A 15935-nucleotide genomic window follows, 5' to 3' on the forward strand; every position below is an offset into this window, starting at 1 on the left:
GTAAATATAATGCAAAATATGTTACAAAATTTTAACCGATAAGCTCTTTTGCTTGTGCCAAAGCCGCTTCGGTGATTTTACTTCCGGAAAGCAACTGGGCAATTTCATTGAGCTTTTCTTCAGCGTTTAATGTGATGATTGTGGATTGGGTTTTACCTGAAACGTCTTCTTTTACCACCTTATAATTGTTATTTCCTTTTGCCGCTACCTGAGCAAGATGAGAGATCACAATAAGCTGCATATCTTCTGACATTTCACGCATCAGGTTTCCGATTTCTTCGGCGACTTTTCCTGAAACCCCGGTATCGATTTCGTCTAAAATAAGGGTAGGAAGCTCATCGCTTTCAGCAATGATTTTCTTTACAGCCAGCATTACTCTTGACCTTTCTCCTCCGGAAATGGCTGTCTGGATCGGTTTTAAAGGAAAACCTGAATTGGCCTGGAATAAAAGCTGTATATTTTCTTTCCCGAATGGGTTAAATTCCGGAGTTGTTTGTAGCTCAATATCTACTTTCGCTTTTTCAAGGCCCAGTTTTTTAAGCAATCCTTCTGCTTTTTTTATGAAAACAGGAATGCTTTTTCCCCTGTTCGTAGAAAGCTTTTCAGAGAGTGACTGAAGTGTTTTTTCTTTTTGGGAAATATTTTCTGTGATCTCGGCAATATTAGATTCAAGCTCTGAAGCGTCTTTCTGCTCTCCGGCCAGCTGATCCCTGATTTCTTTTAATTCCGTAATATCTGAAACATTATGCTTTAGCAAAAGAGCATTGATCCGGTTGTTCAGCTCAGATAATAGCTCTAAGTTTTCAGGATTAATTTCAATTTTTTCCGCTTCATTTTCAAGCTCGGAAATAATATCTTTCAGCTCAACGAAAGATTCTTCCAGTCTCTGATCAAGCTCTGAAAAGCTGCCTGAAACCTCTGAAATTTTTGAAAGCTTATTTTTAGCTTCGTTAAAGAAAGACAGAATTCCGATTTCCTCCTGATGAAACCTTGACAAAATCTGGCTCAGGTTTTCAGAGATCATTCCTGCATTTTCCTGAATAGAAAGCTGGTTCTGCAGTTCTTCATAGTCTACATCATCCAGGTGCAGTTCTTCCAGCTCACTCAATAAAAATAATTTATAATCACTTTCTTTATTGTTTTCGGAAAGCTGGATCTGAAGTTTTTTAAGCTGGGTTTTCAGGCTCTGAAATTCTGAAAACTCGTATTGGTATTCTTCTATGATCTGTTTGTTTTCAGAAAGTCCGTCAATAATTTTAAACTGGTATTCTGACGTAAAGAGATTTGAAGTTTCAAACTGGGAATGGATATCGATAAGCTGGGAAGACAGTTCTTTTAAAACATCCAGTGTTACCGGAACATCGTTTATAAAAGCTCTTGATTTTCCTGATGGCAGGATTTCTCTTCGGATAATTGTCTGATGCTCATAATCCAGGTCATTTTCAATAAAGAATTTTTTGAACCGGTTATTTAAAGCAAATTCTGTTTCTACAATACTTTTTTCTTCGGCATTTGAGATCGATTTTGCATCTGCCCTTTCGCCTAAAATAAGCCTGAGAGCTCCTAAAATAATAGACTTTCCCGCTCCGGTCTCACCGGTAATTACCTGCAGACCATTATGAAGCGATACATCAAGCGTATCAATTAAGGCGAAATTTTTAATGTAGATTCTCGAGAGCATGGATCAATAGCTGATTACTTTAGTACTGCAAATATAGAACTTTAGAAGTCAGAATTCAATAGCAGGAAAATTAAGCTTTTTCTATTTCCATTTGCTCCATTTGGACTCACTGTTTTTCGGGGACAAAACCATTAGAAGCTGTCTGAGGTCATTCATGACAAGCCCCCCGTTATTATTTGAATCGAAAATACTGAAAATTTCACTGCTTTTATTATCCATAAAAAGGTTGAAGTAATAATTCTGCTGGAATGAGTTTTCATACATTTTCAGCTGCATCAGAGCGTCAAAAATAATTTTCTTTCCGGCAGACTGATCCTGATTAAATAAATTATCCAATCCCGCTCTGTGATATGTATAAAATGTAGAACGCAATTGCGCCATATTTGGATTTAAAATCTCCCCGATTAAGATCATTCTGCTTCTCGGCTCATTGAGCGGAGCCCAACCTTCATATCCTCTGTTTTGTGAATTCTGGGCAATCTGCTGTGCTTTTGAAAACCACTGTGTTCCTCCCATAGACTGGAAGCTGTCGGCATCATATCCCAATATCAGATAAACATAGTAGCTGATTACATCAATTAAATTTTTTCCTGAAAACTGTCGCTCATTAAAGATCAGGTTTTCATTTTCAACATATTCAAATCCGAATCTCTGATCCTGAAGATTGATCAAAGGAGATTCATAAGTGGTATTATAGACAGGACGAACAGCCTGAACAACGATGGTTCCTTTGTATTTATTTCCGTCTTTTTCAGAGATCACAATTGCAAAATTCGATTTGATCTTTTCAAAATTCTGAAGTTTTTTCCCTGTCCAGCTTGTATTATTGATGAAATCTTTAAGACTTTTTTCCAAAGCTTTGTAGGCCTGCTGATTGCTTCCGCCCAGCTGTTGTGAGTTGACCTGAACCGTTGCCAACAATTCCTGTGAAAAGCTAAGGGTATATATAAAAAGCAGTAAGAATAAGCTTATCGTTTTTTTCATTATCTATTAAAAATTGAGAACGGAAATTTATTAAATTTATTTTAAAAGCTGGTGCTCAACAAAATCGAGAATATCTTTTGCCACTTCATCTTTAGATTTCAGGTTAAATTCTTTTTTCCCGGTTTTGGTGAATATCCTGATTTTATTGGTGTCATTTTTAAATCCTGCACCTTCATCGCGGAGAGAATTCAGAACGATCATATCCAGGTTTTTCTTTTCGAGCTTGGCTTTTGCATTTTCTTCTTCATTTTGTGTTTCCAGGGCAAATCCTACTAAAAACTGATGTGTTTTTTTCTCACCCATTGTTTTAAGGATATCCGGATTTTTAACAAGTTCTATTGTCAGCTGATCATCATTTTTTTTGATTTTCTCCTTCGCAATTTCTTTGGGAGCATAATCTGCAACGGCAGCACTCGCGATGCCTATATCTATTTTATCATAAAACTGAAATACTTTCGCCAACATTTCTTTTGCAGAAGTAATTCTATGTAAATCAATATTTTCACCATGAACGGTTTGGGAGCTCGGCCCGGAAATCAGGATCACTTTCGCGCCTCTTTTTGCTGCTTCTTCGGCTAATGAGAAGCCCATTTTACCGGAAGAATGATTTCCTATAAACCTCACCGGATCAAGGGCTTCATAGGTAGGACCGGCTGTAATTAAAACGGTTTTCCCTTTCAGGGTTTTCTTCTGATCCTGATTTGTGAAAAAAGTTTCAACCGATTTTAAAATGGTTTCGGGTTCTGCCATTCTTCCCTGTCCGATCAGTCCGCTTGCAAGCTCCCCGTTTTCAGCAGGAATAATAAAGTGGCCGAAATCTTCAGCCAGCTCCAGGTTTTGTTTTGTAGTCGGATGCTGATACATATCCAGATCCATCGCAGGAGCAATAAAAACAGGGCATTTTGCTGACATATAGGTTGCCAGTACAAGATTATCACACATGCCATGCGTCATTTTAGCTAATGTATTGGCCGTGCATGGAGCAACAATCATTACATCGGCCCATAATGCTAATTCTACATGACTGTTCCAGGTTCCGTTATCACCATAAAAATCTGTATAGACAGGATTTTTGGATAAGGTGGAAATGCTTAGCTTCGTTACAAAATGCTCTGCATCGGGAGTCATTATTATCTGTACTTCCGCACCTTTTTTCACAAAATCCCTGATCAGAAAATGAATTTTATAGGCAGCAATTCCTCCAGAAATCGCAATGAGAATTTTTTTCCCGGAAAGGCTCATCTAGTTTTAATTTTTTAAAATACTAAATTACTTATTTTTTCTCACAAAAGAGGAGATGAAACAACAAAGGTCATAAAGAATTGATTCCTTTATGACCCTTGTCTATATAAAAAACACAAATGATTTTTATTTTCTTTCTTCAGTTTTTCTGAAGTAAATATCTTCATTCAACCATTCTTCGATCGCAATAGAAGTTGGTTTCGGAAGTTTTTCGTAATGTTTAGAGATTTCTATCTGCTCTCTGTTTTCGAAAACTTCTTCTAAGGTAGAATTGTGAACGGCAAACTCGTCTAATTTGTTGTGCAATTCAGTACGAATTTCTGCGTTGATCTGCTCTGCTCTCTTTCCCATGATAACAATAGCTTCATAGATTGAGGCTACTTTATCTTCAATCTTATCTTTATCGTAAGTAATGGTATTTACTTCTGCTTTTGTATCTTTTACGCTCATTTTGAGAAAATTATTTATTTATAAGATGGCAAATTTACGAATTATCTTTGAATTTTGAAAGTCGCTGCCGGAGGAGGTGTCTGTAACGCAGCACTATCCCTCTGGATCTGCATTGCTTTCTTTTCTACATCTACCTGATCTTTGATCTGCTGCTCGGTTTTATTTTTTTCTGCCAGCTTATCGGCTTCTTTCTTTTGTCTTGCTGTGAAAACAGCCATTCTTGCTTCTGTCTGTTTTTTAACGACTGCAAAATCTTTCTTTTCTTTCTCCAGCTTCTCTCTTATGTCTACTGCAGTTTTAGAATATTCGGTATTAGGAAGTTCTTTTTCTACCTGTCTGGTAAATGCCAAAGCACTTTCTATACGTTCTTCTTTAAGATCATAAACGGAATTCTGTGCCAATAAATGACGAGATTTCATGATATAATCATAGATTTTCGGACGAAGCTTGGTACTTGGAAAATCATCCAATACATTTTCTAACGCCACATTAGCCGATTTATAATTACCCATTTTGAAATACTGCCTTGCATTTTCATAAGCTTTAAATTCTAGCTTATAAGACAATTCATCAATAAGCTGGCTGATGTTCTTAGATCTTTCGGAATTAGGGTAGTTATTCAGGAAATCCTGTAATTCGTTAACGGCAAGCTCTGTACTCGACTGATCCAGGTTATAATCCATAGATCCTTCGTAGTAACATAAGGCAGACATATAAGCCGCTTCTTCCGCTCTCGGATCTTTTGGAAAGCTTACTGCAAAGTTTTTAAACTGATGTCCTGCCAATTTATAGTTTTTATCATAATAGTTGGCATAGGCAGTATTGAACCCTACATTCGGGAAATCATCTGTACCTGCAACCAAATTGGCAAGCCTGTCATAAAGAGCTAACGCATTTTTCCATTTTTTCTTAGCAAAATTTTCGTTGGCTGCTTTTAGGATAAAGTTTTTATCAGCACTCTTCATTGCTTTTTCCTGCTGGCTCACACATGATGAAAGTACAGCTAGCGCAAAAAGACCTAAAATATATTTTTTCATATAAAAATTCAACAGTTCCCGGGAAATCCCCATCTATTAATTTGCAAAAATATAACTTTTTTGCCAATACATTTTTTTTTATGATTATTTAACGTAATTTTAGTCTGCAGCGTATCCCAAAATTGCAAAAACACTGAGTAAGAGATTCATTCTTACTTTTTTTTCGGCTTCTTTGGTATACGTTTCCTCATTTTTACTCGGAACATATAATTCATAAAAGTTTTTATTACGGATTACAAATAAGGTAGAGCCAATAATGGTTGTAAGGATGTCTTCAGGTTTTGGGGTAAAGGTAAAGACTCCGGAAGCCACGCCTTTTTTAATCACATCATCAAGTTTCTTCACAAACAGCTGGTAAAAATCCAGAAGCTCACCTTTTAAATTATCGGTATGTCTGAGTTCCTGAGTAACAAACCCATGAAAGTAATTGTATTTAAACAGCTGGGAAACAATATATTTAATGATTTCTTTCAACTGCATTTCAGGTTTCCCGTCTTTAATCGTATCTGCAAATTCAGAAAAGTTCTCTCTCGTTTTCAATACTCTGTACTGATAAAGATAAGACATCATTTTTTCTTTAGATCCGAAATAATAGGAGATCATGGCTACATTGATATTGGCTTTGGAACAGATGTCTCTTACCGAAGTTCCTTCGTATCCTTTTTTTGCAATCAATTCTTCCGCAATATCCAGAATATGGATCTGCTTTTCTGTAAATTTTTTTCTCATGGAGTGTCGCTTTCAGTAAAGTTAAGAAATTTTTAACACAATTATAAACGTTTGTTTAAGAATTTTACATTAATTCTAATTAATAGTATTTTTGACAATGGATTATTTTGATTTTCACCACCATAAAAAAAATATCTCCTACGGAATCTATAATGTAGATACAGAAGATATCCCGCCAAATTTCCTATACTCTGTTGGCATCCACCCAAAGGATATCCGGACAGATCATATTGATAATCAATTAAATTGGTTAAAATCCAATATCTCTGAAGATTGTTTTGCAATCGGAGAATGCGGCCTGGATTCATTAGTTTCCACTGATCAAAAAATACAGGAAGATGTTTTTTTAAGACAGATTGAAATTTCCAATGAAGTGAAAAAGCCTTTAATTATTCATTGTGTAAGAAAATTCTATGAGGTAATTTCTTTCAGGAAAAAAGCGGAACAAGCTATGATTATTCATGGTTTTAACAAGAAGCAAAATATTGCTGAAGACCTGCTGAGAAATAATTTTTATCTGAGTTTTGGGAAAGCTGTTTTGTATAATTTATCTTTGCAGAATATTTTAAAAACAGTTCCTTCAGATAAATTCTTTTTAGAGACTGATAATGATGATTTTACGATTAAAGAATTGTATCAGAAAGTCTCGGAAATAAAAGGAATTTCTTTGGAACAGCTTAATAAACAAATTTTAGAAAATTTAGAGACGATAAAAAATGGATAAATACTGGTTGGAAAGAACGGAGCTCCTGATTAAGGAAGATGGAATTGACAGATTGAATAAAGCTTCTGTTCTGGTTGTCGGTTTAGGTGGTGTAGGTTCTTTTGCGGCAGAGTTTCTGGCCAGAGCCGGAGTAGGAAATATGACGATTGTAGATGGCGACACGGTAGATATTACGAATATTAACAGACAGCTTCCTGCATTACATTCCACGGTAGGAAAACATAAGGTAGAAGTCGTAGCTGAAAGGCTTTTAGATATAAATCCCAATCTTAATTTAATCAAAATCAATGAGTTTTTAAATCCGGAGCGCATGAATAAGGTTCTGGATGAGGGGAAATTTGATTATATCCTTGACTGCATCGATAGCGTAACTCCAAAACTTAAATTATTAATTGCTGCAAAAAGGAAAAAAATAAAAGTGGTAAGCTCAATGGGCGCCGGAGGAAAATCTGACCCAAGTAAGGTGATGGTAAGGGATATCAGTAAATCTCAAAACTGCTTTTTAGCAAAACAGGTAAGAAAAAGACTTAAAAAAGAGAAGATCAATAAAGGCATCAGATGTGTATTTTCTAATGAGCTGCAAAGTGAAGACAGCCTGAAAATGACTGACGGAACCAATTACAAGAGATCATTCTACGGAACGATAAGTTATATTCCTGCTATTTTCGGTCTTTATGCTGCTGCTGAAGTGATTAATTATTTAGTGAAAAAAGATTCAAAAAGTATTTCAACTCTGTAAAAATTAGGATGATCATATTAAATGGAGTCAAAAGATTGATAAAAATATAAACTATATTTACGTTCTGTAAATGAATAATTTCAAATATTCCAAAGAAGAAAAACTCAAAAAAAACAATGAGATAACTTTACTTTTTGAAAAGGGTAAATGGCGGACCTGCGGACATTTGAGAATTATCATCCTTAAAAATAAACCGACTCTTCCTGTAGAAAGTACCAAGTTTGGAGTTTCAGTATCTAAACGGTATTTTAAAAAGGCTGTACACAGAAACAGGATCAAAAGATTATTACGGGAGTGTTTCCGGCTTAATAAGGATTTATTTAGAGAGGCTTTTGGGGATAAAACGATCGCGATGTTGTTTTGGGTTTCTCCTGAAATGCCTGCGAAATTTCAGGATGTGGAGACTGAGTTTATTAAGCTTTGCCAGGCTCAGAAGAAACCTTAGGACTTTAAAACTGAAGATCATTGACCATAAATTTCTCAGATTAACACAAATGATTTTAAGAGTATTCTCTTTCGGTGAGTTTTTTTAACTTAATTAAAATTAAATCAAAGAAAGTTAAAAACATTAGTGTTTTGATATTGCTCGCAGATTTTGCGGATTTGGCAGATGATGTGATTACTTTTTCTCTTTCTACCACAGTTTTTAATTCTATTAAAATTATTTTTGTTTGGGAATTGCTGTAACTGACACAAACTTCGGGAGAAGAAATTTCAGAAAAATCTTTGTCTATTTTTTGTAACTTTAAGGAAACAATAAATCTGAAAATTAATATGTTAGACCATGTTCCTTATCTTCCCTATATTCTGAGTGCATTTATCGGCATTGGCCTGGCTGCTGCATCGGGTTTCAGGGTATTCCTTCCGATGTTTGCCGTAAGTTTAGCTTCTTATCTTCACTGGATTCCTATGAATGAGCAGTTTGAATGGCTTGCAGGACTTCCGACTCTTATTACAACAGGTATTGCAACAATCGCTGAAATTTTAGCCTATTATATTCCTTTTATCGATCATCTTCTGGATACTCTTTGTGTGCCGATGGCTACTGTTGCCGGATCGATACTATTTGCCAGTCAGTTTGCTGATTTAGGAACTTTTCCACAGTGGGCATTGGCTTTAATTGCCGGTGGAGGTACTGCTGCAACCATAAGCTCAGGATTTGCAGGAATACGGGCCGCTTCCACAGCAACAACAGGCGGGCTTGGGAATTCTGTTGTAGGAACTACTGAAACTGCCGGAGCAGGAATCATGTCGGTTTTAGCCATGGCTCTACCTGTAGTGGCAGCAATCTGTGCGATTGTCTTAGTAATACTCGTTTGGGTTTTGGGGCGAAAAGCATGGAGAAAACTGAGACGAAGTAAAGATGTTGTCTCATAATTGAAATTTTACTCTTTAGCTTTTAAAAACTATATTATAAAAACCTGGGCGGCTGAAAATATATTTTCAGCCGCCCAGATTTTTATTTTACCTTCTTCATATAATTTCCAAAAACAATTCCCAGAGGCCCTAATATTGGAAACAGAATAAGCACAAGATAAGATAGAATGCCTGATTTATTTTTAAACAATGTCGAAATCGCTACAATATACAGCACAGCAACTGCCATGACCATAAATAAAATTTCAAACGGAGTAATTACAAGTAGGTTCATACAAAAGTCTAGTTTTTACCGCGAACATCTTTAATTTCCTGAACTTTCTTTTCAAAATAGTCTTTCTTTTCAGGATGTTTATTGATTAATATTTCGAAAGCTTTTATCGCTTTGGTATATAATTTTTGTTCAAAATACAGATTGGCAAGCGTTTCAGTCATCAGATGTGAAATATCATCTGTTTTCTCTTTTACTACAAAACTGCTTTCTTCTTTCAACTGGGAAATCTTTGGATTGTTCTCGATGAAAGAATCAATAACTTTAGTTTTGTTCTCCGTTTTTGGTTTTTCATTTTCTTCCGTACGGTCGATCTTCAGCCAGTTCTGCCATGTATTGATAAATCCTGGTACATTGCTGTCGGCAGGCTGGGTGACATTTGTTTCCGTTGGAATTTGAGGCTCTTCTATTTCTTCTTCACCAAGTTCTTCTTCTGTTTTATTCTCTTTAAGATTCCATTTTGAAATATCGGATCCAAAGAAGGAAACATTCAATATCGGAGCTTGTTCGTCACTTTTTTTATCAGTGGTATCCGGTTCACGATGATCTTCTGCAGGTTCTTTGTCAGCTGTTTCAATTACTTCTGACTGAACCTCAGTCGGTATTTTTCCTGCTTCCGGTAAAATTTCTTCTTTTGGAGTCTGTTCGGGAGTAATCTCTGTTTTCAACTGAGGAGTTTCGGCAGGTTTATTAATCAATGAATCCGGAACGTGGGACTCAAAACTCATCGGTTTCCATGAAGATTTAATTTCGGTAACAGGTTCTGGTTTGGGTTCTTCAGAAGCTTCTGTCTCAGGTAATTCCGGTTGTGTTATTTCCTCTTCTTTTATGTCGGCCTTAGAATTTTCTTCTTCTATTTTCTCATCAGCCGGTGCAGCATGGAAATGTTGGGTTTCAGCAAAATTGATGTCATGGCCTACAACTTCAGGTTCTTCTTTTGTTTTTTCAACAGACTGCTCCTTAGCAGCCTTCATTTTTTTCTCAACTTCTTCAATCAGGCGGCGCATTTCATCTTCATGCTTGTTGAAATTAGGCTGAACTTCGGGTTGAGCCTGCTCTTCAATATTTCCTGATTGAATTTTAACATCCGGCATAAATGAATCCATCCCATGAAAACTCAGCTCAGCACTGTCATCAACCAAATCTTTTTCTTCAGTCGAAGAAATCTCATTTTTATCAATGATCTCTTCAGGAGTAAATTCTGTAGCAGCCTGATCTTCATCTGCTTTAATATCTTCAGCAACCTCTTCTATTTCTTTCGTTCCTTCAACCGGATCAAGAGACTGAATATTTACTTCAGGCACAAAAGATTCCGTTTCATGAAAACTCACATTTTCCGAAGCTTTTATTTCTTCTTTTTCCTCTTTTGCTGAATTTTCTTCTTCATTTACAATAATTTCAGGGGTAAAATCAGATCCGTCATTTACTTCCTCCACATTTGAAAATATTTCCGCTTGATTGTTTTCTTCCTCTTTAACAGGTTCTTTCACCTCTGTTTTTTGAGTAACCAGGGTTCCTGATTCCAACGTAGATTCAAGGTCTATTTTCTCTGTATTTTCTTCATCAAGGAAATTTTCTTCACCTTCAAACAGAATTCTGTTTCTTTCTCCTTTTACATAAACAGGCTTGGTTTCCGGAGGAGGAGTTGGTAAAGGAAATGAAAATACTATTTTATTTTCTGTCCCGTTCTCCCGCTTATCTTCTCTTTTTAAAGGAAAGCTTTGGGTCTGATAAACGTATTTGGTTGCCCTTTCCGTGCTCTCAGCCGGTTTTTCACTACTGATTTCAGGTTTTGGCTTTTGTTGAATTTTACCGTTAATCAGCTGATAAAGAATTTTTTTATCGGTAGTATAAGCTGCCGTAATAGAAAGCTCTTTCTGATAGTTTTCTTTATCAAAAAGATGAATTCCATACAGATGCAGCGCTCTGATATTTTGAATATAGGGAAAAGAATTAATTTCCTCTTTCAAAAGACTTAAGTCTTCTGACTGAATATTTTTCGGATTTTTTAATAATTCTAAAACTCTAGTATTCATCATCTTACCAATTCGCTACAATATCGTTAAATATCTTATTAATAATTCTCTCGTTTACAATCTTCACCTGGGAAGCTTCTATATCACTTTGTGACAGGCTGCTGTTGAATACAGCCTCATCAGAATAAGTTCTGTCAAAACTAATATCAGGATGGATTTTGTTCTCATAATGCACTTTAACCGTGATGGTTAATTTATTCTGGGATTCCTGTACTACTCCACCTGTTGTGGTCGTTTGTGTATTGGAACTGATGGTAGTAGGTGTAATGGAGTAGTCTGTAATTTCACCTTCTATCAGAATATCCGGATTTTCTTTAGTTCCTTTCAAAGTTGTTCTCTGTAAGAAACGGTTCTGAATATCCGTTGAAAACTGCTGGGACAAGGTAGGATTTACCAAAGCCGCATTGTTCGGGAACTCGTTGATCTGTACTGTTTTTTCATCTTTCAGGGATGAACCTGTAAAACTGTAGCAGGAGTTGAGCATTCCTAAACAAAGGAATAATAAACCGATCAGCGCCGATTTTTTAATGGTGATATTTTTGATTTTAAAATTCATTTTTTATTCCGATTTCTTTTATTTCGTCGTATTCGATCTGCTGAATGGCATCTTCAAAAGCAAAATAATGGGTTGTATAAAAATAAGGCATTGTGATCAGAATTCCAATACCGCAAAGAAGTATTCCAAGCTGGGAAAGAAAACTTACCACAATGGCAAATAAGAAAATAGACAGCAAATTGTTTTTTGTCATTATCCTGGACATTTTCCAAAGAACTTTCAGGTCATAAATCTTTTTCAGTGAGATCAGTCCCGGAATATAAAAACCTATTAAAGCGACAATTAAAAAAGCAATCACAATAATAAATATATAAGGTACGAAAAATATCATAAAGGCCGGTGAAGGATTATCTCCACCCGCTATTGCTGCAAAAGGGATAACAAAAATCATAGGAATGTAAATCGCAAATACAGCCGCAAAAATGATTAATTGGATGACAAAATAGGGTACAAAATCATCAAAATTAAAAATATCCCCTACACTGGCAGGCTCCCCCTTATTTACTTTTCTGCAGTATTTATAAAAGTTTCCCATTGCTAAAAAGCCACAGAAAGGGATGATCGACATGATCATGCAAAAGAGGTAAGCTATTAAAAAATTACCGAAGTCTTTTTTTAATAGCTCTAATCCTTTAGTAAGATATTCATTGAGTTTAAAATCGATTGATTTTGCTTTAATATTCATAAATTTTAGTCTTCCAGGTTATATTGTTTTATTTTTCTGTATAAAGTTCTTTGTGAAATTCCCAGCTCATCGGCAGCTTTGTTCCTGCGTCCTCTATGCTTCTCCAATGCTTTGATAATCAAATCTTTTTCGTTGTTTTGAAGTGATAAAGATTCCGGTCTGTCCTCTTCTATTTCAATATCCTCGATATCTTCATAGCTTTCATCCGGGTTGGAAATGATGGTTGGCGTCTGAACCTGGTTATTATTGTCCTCAAAATACAATAAAGAGTTCGGAGCTGCATTCTGCTGTGGTTCCTGAGTATATATCCTGTTGATCAGATTTTTCTCCTGATTGCTTAATTCTGCAGTTCCACGGTTTTTTATGAGTTCTGATGTTAACGATTTTAAATCATTGATATCATTTCTCATATCGAAGAGAATTTTATACATGATTTCTCTTTCATTCCCGAAATCGCTTTGTTTCTGAGCATTCGGAGTGTTGACTACCATTGGTAAATGGGTCTCCATAGGAATGTATTCTGCAAGCTTTTCAACGGTGACGTTTCTGTTTCTTTCAACAACGGTCATCTGCTCCACCAGATTTCTCAGCTGACGCACATTTCCGGGGAATGTATAATTTTCTATGTAATGGACGGCTCCGGGCTCCAATTCCAGTTCGGGCATTCTGTATTTTTCAGCAAAATCTATGGCAAATTTCCTGAACAGTAAATGGATATCCCCTTTTCTTTCTCTCAAAGGCGGCATATCGATCTGTACGGTATTCAAACGATAATACAAATCTTCACGGAATCTGTTATCCTGAATCGCCTTCATCATATTCACATTGGTGGCAGCAACGATTCTTACATTGGTTTTCTGTACCTGTGAAGAACCTACTTTCATAAATTCACCGCTTTCCAGCACTCTTAATAAACGTACCTGTGTCTGCAAAGGAAGTTCCCCCACCTCATCTAAGAAGATTGTTCCGCCATCTGCCACTTCAAAATATCCTTTTCTGGTAGCCGTTGCTCCTGTAAAAGCCCCTTTTTCATGACCGAATAACTCAGAATCAATGGTTCCTTCAGGAATCGCTCCACAGTTAACGACAATATAGGGCTGATGTTTTCTTCTGGATTCAGAATGAATAATTTTCGGGATAAATTCTTTTCCTACCCCACTTTCTCCTATTACCAATACGGAAATATCCGTAGGTGCCACCTGAATTGATTTTTCCAGGGCACGGTTTAAGGCCGGGAAATTCCCGATGATACCAAAGCGGTTTTTTATATTTTGTAACTCGACACTCATAAGTAAAATTTAGATTATTGATTTTGACCATCTACAGTTCTTATCTGTTTTTCTGTAGATTTTGTTAATTTGAAATAATGAATATTAACTTTTGTTTGATATTCATGTGATTTAATTCTAACTTTTTAAATCTAAATAATCTTTATTTCTGATTTTTGAAACTTTACTTTTAAAATATATATCCCCGGCAAAGCTGTATTTTTTGCCTTGTCTTTCAAAATTTTTTAAAACTATATCGTATTTTTCAGTCTTAGGGTAGCTTTCCCCGGATTTGTCATTAGGAGAACCGGTTTTACGCTGTGTCTCAGAAAAAACTTTTCCTATTGCATCAGTAGCTTTTTGTTTCTGATTTAAGGTACAGTAGGGTTCGGATTTTTTGCCGGCTGAAAATACCAGCGACTGGTGACAGTGCTGAGAACCCAGAAATTTACTGTATACTTCACACAACCTTTTGCAATCGTCACTTTCTACAGTTCCGTTGTTGGCGTGTGCTGAAATATTGTTGTAAATGATTACCAATAAAATACCAAGGCAATATTTCTGAAATTTCTCCATTGTCTGTTTATAGTTTATTATTGATAATAATCGGTTCTAATATAAATATCTCTCTGAGAGAAAATTTAGTTCATTGTATGTTCTACTTTTCTCCCTAAAAGTGTGCCTTGCGTGTTATCATAAACAAAAACATCCACAATGTCACCTATTTTCTGCCCTTCCTGCTGGTCAAAGACACAAACTGCATTCTGGGAATTTCTTCCTTTCCACTGATTTTTATTCTTTTTGGAGATTCCTTCAATCAAAACCTGATGTATTCTTCCTACATAAGATTTCATACGGTTTCTGGATAGTTCCCCCTGAAGCGCAATCACCTCAGCCAGACGTCTTTGCTTAACATCTGCAGGAATATTATCTTCCATTTTTTTATGAGCAGGAGTTCCCGGTCTTTCCGAATAAGCGAACATATAACCGTAGTCATATTCCACCTCTTTCATCAGACTCAACGTATCCTGATGATCTTCTTCTGTTTCGTTACAGAAGCCCACAATCATATCCTGAGAAAAAGCAATTTCCGGAACAATCTCCTTAGCTTTTTTAATTAAATCCAGATATTCTTCGCGGGTATGCTGTCTGTTCATCGCCTGTAACATATTATTGCTCCCGCTTTGAACGGGAAGATGAACATATTTACAGATGTTATCATGTTTCGCCATCGTTCTGAATACATCCAGGCTCATATCCTGAGGATTGGATGTAGAGAATCTGATTCTCATTCCGGGAACAGCTTTAGCCACCTGATCAAGCAGCTGTGAAAAATCAACAGCAGTTGCTTTCTGCATTTCTGATGCTTTTGCAAAATCTTTTTTAGGCCCGCCACCATACCAAAGGTAAGAGTCTACGTTTTGCCCTAACAAGGTAATTTCTTTATAACCACTGTTCCAAAGATCTTTACACTCTTCAATAATGGAATGCGGATCACGGCTTCTTTCCCTTCCTCTTGTGAAAGGAACAACACAGAAGGTGCACATATTATCACATCCTCTTGTAATGGTAACGAAAGCTGTAACTCCGTTTCCACCTAAACGTACAGGATTGATGTCTGCGTAAGTCTCTTCTTTTGAAAGAATTACATTGATCGCATCTCTTCCGTCTTCTGTTTCTTTTAAAAGATTGGGTAAATCTCTGTAAGCATCCGGACCTACCACTAAATCAACCAATTGCTCTTCTTCCAGGAATTTGGTTTTCAGTCTTTCCGCCATGCACCCCAAAACACCTACCGTCATGTTCGGCCTTTCTTTTTTAAGGTTTTTAAACTGGGAAAGACGCATTCTTACAGTCTGCTCAGCTTTTTCACGGATTGAGCATGTATTTAACAGAATAAGGTCGGCTTCTTCTACTTTCAAAGTAGTATTGTAACCTTGTTCATTAAGGATAGAGGCAACGATTTCAGAATCGGAGAAATTCATCTGACAGCCATAGCTTTCTAAAAACAGCTTTTTAGAATTGCCGGCTTTCTCAGCAATAGCAAAGGCTTCTCCTTGTTTGGTTTCGTCTATATATTTTTCTTGCACGATAATCTGTTTAAGGTTCGAGGGTTAAAGTTCAAGGTTTTCGACTTTGAATTTTAAACGCTGAAC

The 15935-nt window shown here is 36.3% G+C and carries 17 protein-coding genes; 4 read left to right on the forward strand and 13 right to left on the reverse strand.

Going from position 1 to position 15935, the window contains the following annotated elements; translation table 11 throughout:
* Window positions 1-31: 31 nt before the first annotated feature.
* The 6 genes from AB8P06_RS00300 to AB8P06_RS00325 all read right to left on the reverse strand — a co-directional run bounded on the left by AB8P06_RS00300 (window position 32) and on the right by AB8P06_RS00325 (window position 6123).
* Window positions 32-1681, reverse strand: coding sequence for a DNA repair protein RecN (locus AB8P06_RS00300; RefSeq protein ID WP_369836344.1), 1650 nt, complete (start codon window positions 1679-1681; stop codon window positions 32-34).
* 81 nt (window positions 1682-1762) lie between these two features.
* Window positions 1763-2665 (reverse strand): type IX secretion system protein PorD, encoded by a 903-nt coding sequence (gene porD, locus AB8P06_RS00305; protein WP_369836347.1) that lies wholly within the window; start codon window positions 2663-2665, stop codon window positions 1763-1765.
* A gap of 36 nt (window positions 2666-2701) precedes the next feature.
* Complete coding sequence (gene coaBC / locus AB8P06_RS00310) at window positions 2702-3907, reverse strand: bifunctional phosphopantothenoylcysteine decarboxylase/phosphopantothenate--cysteine ligase CoaBC (protein WP_369836349.1); 1206 nt, start codon at window positions 3905-3907, stop codon at window positions 2702-2704.
* Window positions 3908-4033: 126 nt separating this feature from the next.
* On the reverse strand, window positions 4034-4357 hold the full coding sequence (locus AB8P06_RS00315; protein WP_007842152.1) for a DNA-directed RNA polymerase subunit omega: 324 nt from the start codon (window positions 4355-4357) through the stop codon (window positions 4034-4036).
* Window positions 4358-4398: 41 nt separating this feature from the next.
* Entirely contained in the window at window positions 4399-5394 is a 996-nt protein-coding gene (locus tag AB8P06_RS00320; protein ID WP_369836352.1) for an outer membrane protein assembly factor BamD, read from the reverse strand.
* 99 nt (window positions 5395-5493) lie between these two features.
* Complete coding sequence (locus tag AB8P06_RS00325; RefSeq protein ID WP_369836355.1) at window positions 5494-6123, reverse strand: TetR/AcrR family transcriptional regulator; 630 nt, start codon at window positions 6121-6123, stop codon at window positions 5494-5496.
* 97 nt (window positions 6124-6220) lie between these two features.
* Here AB8P06_RS00325 and AB8P06_RS00330 point away from each other — a divergent pair, with 97 nt between their 5' ends.
* The 4 genes from AB8P06_RS00330 to AB8P06_RS00345 all read left to right on the forward strand — a co-directional run bounded on the left by AB8P06_RS00330 (window position 6221) and on the right by AB8P06_RS00345 (window position 8963).
* On the forward strand, window positions 6221-6847 hold the full coding sequence (locus tag AB8P06_RS00330; RefSeq protein ID WP_369836358.1) for a TatD family hydrolase: 627 nt from the start codon (window positions 6221-6223) through the stop codon (window positions 6845-6847).
* Window positions 6840-7586: a tRNA threonylcarbamoyladenosine dehydratase gene (locus AB8P06_RS00335; RefSeq protein ID WP_369836361.1), complete on the forward strand. Its 747-nt coding sequence runs from the start codon at window positions 6840-6842 to the stop codon at window positions 7584-7586. Before AB8P06_RS00330 ends, AB8P06_RS00335 begins: the two co-directional genes overlap by 8 nt.
* Before the next feature lie 70 nt (window positions 7587-7656).
* A complete protein-coding gene (gene rnpA / locus AB8P06_RS00340) occupies window positions 7657-8031 on the forward strand; it encodes a ribonuclease P protein component (protein ID WP_369836364.1) in 375 nt (124 codons plus the stop codon).
* A gap of 329 nt (window positions 8032-8360) precedes the next feature.
* Window positions 8361-8963 carry a DUF4126 domain-containing protein gene (locus AB8P06_RS00345; RefSeq protein WP_369836366.1) on the forward strand — a complete coding sequence of 201 codons (603 nt, stop codon included), beginning with the start codon at window positions 8361-8363 and terminating at the stop codon, window positions 8961-8963.
* 82 nt (window positions 8964-9045) lie between these two features.
* Here the strand turns inward: AB8P06_RS00345 and AB8P06_RS00350 are convergent, their stop codons facing one another.
* From AB8P06_RS00350 to miaB, 7 genes are all read right to left on the reverse strand, one after another.
* Complete coding sequence (locus AB8P06_RS00350) at window positions 9046-9237, reverse strand: hypothetical protein (protein WP_369836369.1); 192 nt, start codon at window positions 9235-9237, stop codon at window positions 9046-9048.
* A gap of 8 nt (window positions 9238-9245) precedes the next feature.
* The gene (locus tag AB8P06_RS00355) at window positions 9246-11273 is read right to left on the reverse strand and encodes a DUF8458 domain-containing protein (protein WP_369836372.1); all 2028 of its coding nucleotides are present in this window, start codon (window positions 11271-11273) and stop codon (window positions 9246-9248) included.
* Window position 11274: 1 nt separating this feature from the next.
* Window positions 11275-11826 carry an LptE family protein gene (locus tag AB8P06_RS00360; RefSeq protein WP_369836374.1) on the reverse strand — a complete coding sequence of 184 codons (552 nt, stop codon included), beginning with the start codon at window positions 11824-11826 and terminating at the stop codon, window positions 11275-11277.
* A complete protein-coding gene (locus AB8P06_RS00365; RefSeq protein ID WP_369836377.1) occupies window positions 11816-12511 on the reverse strand; it encodes a hypothetical protein in 696 nt (231 codons plus the stop codon). The genes AB8P06_RS00360 and AB8P06_RS00365 overlap by 11 nt, the downstream gene beginning before the upstream one ends.
* A gap of 5 nt (window positions 12512-12516) precedes the next feature.
* Entirely contained in the window at window positions 12517-13800 is a 1284-nt protein-coding gene (locus AB8P06_RS00370; protein WP_369836379.1) for a sigma-54 interaction domain-containing protein, read from the reverse strand.
* A gap of 117 nt (window positions 13801-13917) precedes the next feature.
* Complete coding sequence (locus AB8P06_RS00375; RefSeq protein WP_369836381.1) at window positions 13918-14355, reverse strand: hypothetical protein; 438 nt, start codon at window positions 14353-14355, stop codon at window positions 13918-13920.
* A 65-nt stretch (window positions 14356-14420) separates the two neighbouring features.
* The gene (gene miaB, locus AB8P06_RS00380) at window positions 14421-15869 is read right to left on the reverse strand and encodes a tRNA (N6-isopentenyl adenosine(37)-C2)-methylthiotransferase MiaB (protein WP_369836383.1); all 1449 of its coding nucleotides are present in this window, start codon (window positions 15867-15869) and stop codon (window positions 14421-14423) included.
* Between the last annotated feature and the right edge of the window lie 66 nt (window positions 15870-15935).

The organism is Chryseobacterium tongliaonense, from assembly GCF_041224435.1.
GTDB lineage: Bacteria > Bacteroidota > Bacteroidia > Flavobacteriales > Weeksellaceae > Chryseobacterium > Chryseobacterium tongliaoense.

What these genes read in the sequence shown, in the direction of transcription:
- AB8P06_RS00315 (WP_007842152.1), bottom strand. Translation starts at nt 4,357, where the DNA reads ATGAGCGTAAAAGATACAAAAGCAGAAGTAAATACCATTACTTACGAT.
- AB8P06_RS00360 (WP_369836374.1), bottom strand. Translation starts at nt 11,826, where the DNA reads ATGAATTTTAAAATCAAAAATATCACCATTAAAAAATCGGCGCTGATC.
- porD (WP_369836347.1), bottom strand. Translation starts at nt 2,665, where the DNA reads ATGAAAAAAACGATAAGCTTATTCTTACTGCTTTTTATATATACCCTT.
- AB8P06_RS00330 (WP_369836358.1), top strand. Translation starts at nt 6,221, where the DNA reads ATGGATTATTTTGATTTTCACCACCATAAAAAAAATATCTCCTACGGA.
- coaBC (WP_369836349.1), bottom strand. Translation starts at nt 3,907, where the DNA reads ATGAGCCTTTCCGGGAAAAAAATTCTCATTGCGATTTCTGGAGGAATT.
- AB8P06_RS00335 (WP_369836361.1), top strand. Translation starts at nt 6,840, where the DNA reads ATGGATAAATACTGGTTGGAAAGAACGGAGCTCCTGATTAAGGAAGAT.
- AB8P06_RS00355 (WP_369836372.1), bottom strand. Translation starts at nt 11,273, where the DNA reads ATGATGAATACTAGAGTTTTAGAATTATTAAAAAATCCGAAAAATATT.
- AB8P06_RS00345 (WP_369836366.1), top strand. Translation starts at nt 8,361, where the DNA reads ATGTTAGACCATGTTCCTTATCTTCCCTATATTCTGAGTGCATTTATC.
- AB8P06_RS00320 (WP_369836352.1), bottom strand. Translation starts at nt 5,394, where the DNA reads ATGAAAAAATATATTTTAGGTCTTTTTGCGCTAGCTGTACTTTCATCA.
- AB8P06_RS00350 (WP_369836369.1), bottom strand. Translation starts at nt 9,237, where the DNA reads ATGAACCTACTTGTAATTACTCCGTTTGAAATTTTATTTATGGTCATG.
- AB8P06_RS00300 (WP_369836344.1), bottom strand. Translation starts at nt 1,681, where the DNA reads ATGCTCTCGAGAATCTACATTAAAAATTTCGCCTTAATTGATACGCTT.
- AB8P06_RS00325 (WP_369836355.1), bottom strand. Translation starts at nt 6,123, where the DNA reads ATGAGAAAAAAATTTACAGAAAAGCAGATCCATATTCTGGATATTGCG.
- AB8P06_RS00365 (WP_369836377.1), bottom strand. Translation starts at nt 12,511, where the DNA reads ATGAATATTAAAGCAAAATCAATCGATTTTAAACTCAATGAATATCTT.
- AB8P06_RS00375 (WP_369836381.1), bottom strand. Translation starts at nt 14,355, where the DNA reads ATGGAGAAATTTCAGAAATATTGCCTTGGTATTTTATTGGTAATCATT.
- AB8P06_RS00370 (WP_369836379.1), bottom strand. Translation starts at nt 13,800, where the DNA reads ATGAGTGTCGAGTTACAAAATATAAAAAACCGCTTTGGTATCATCGGG.
- rnpA (WP_369836364.1), top strand. Translation starts at nt 7,657, where the DNA reads ATGAATAATTTCAAATATTCCAAAGAAGAAAAACTCAAAAAAAACAAT.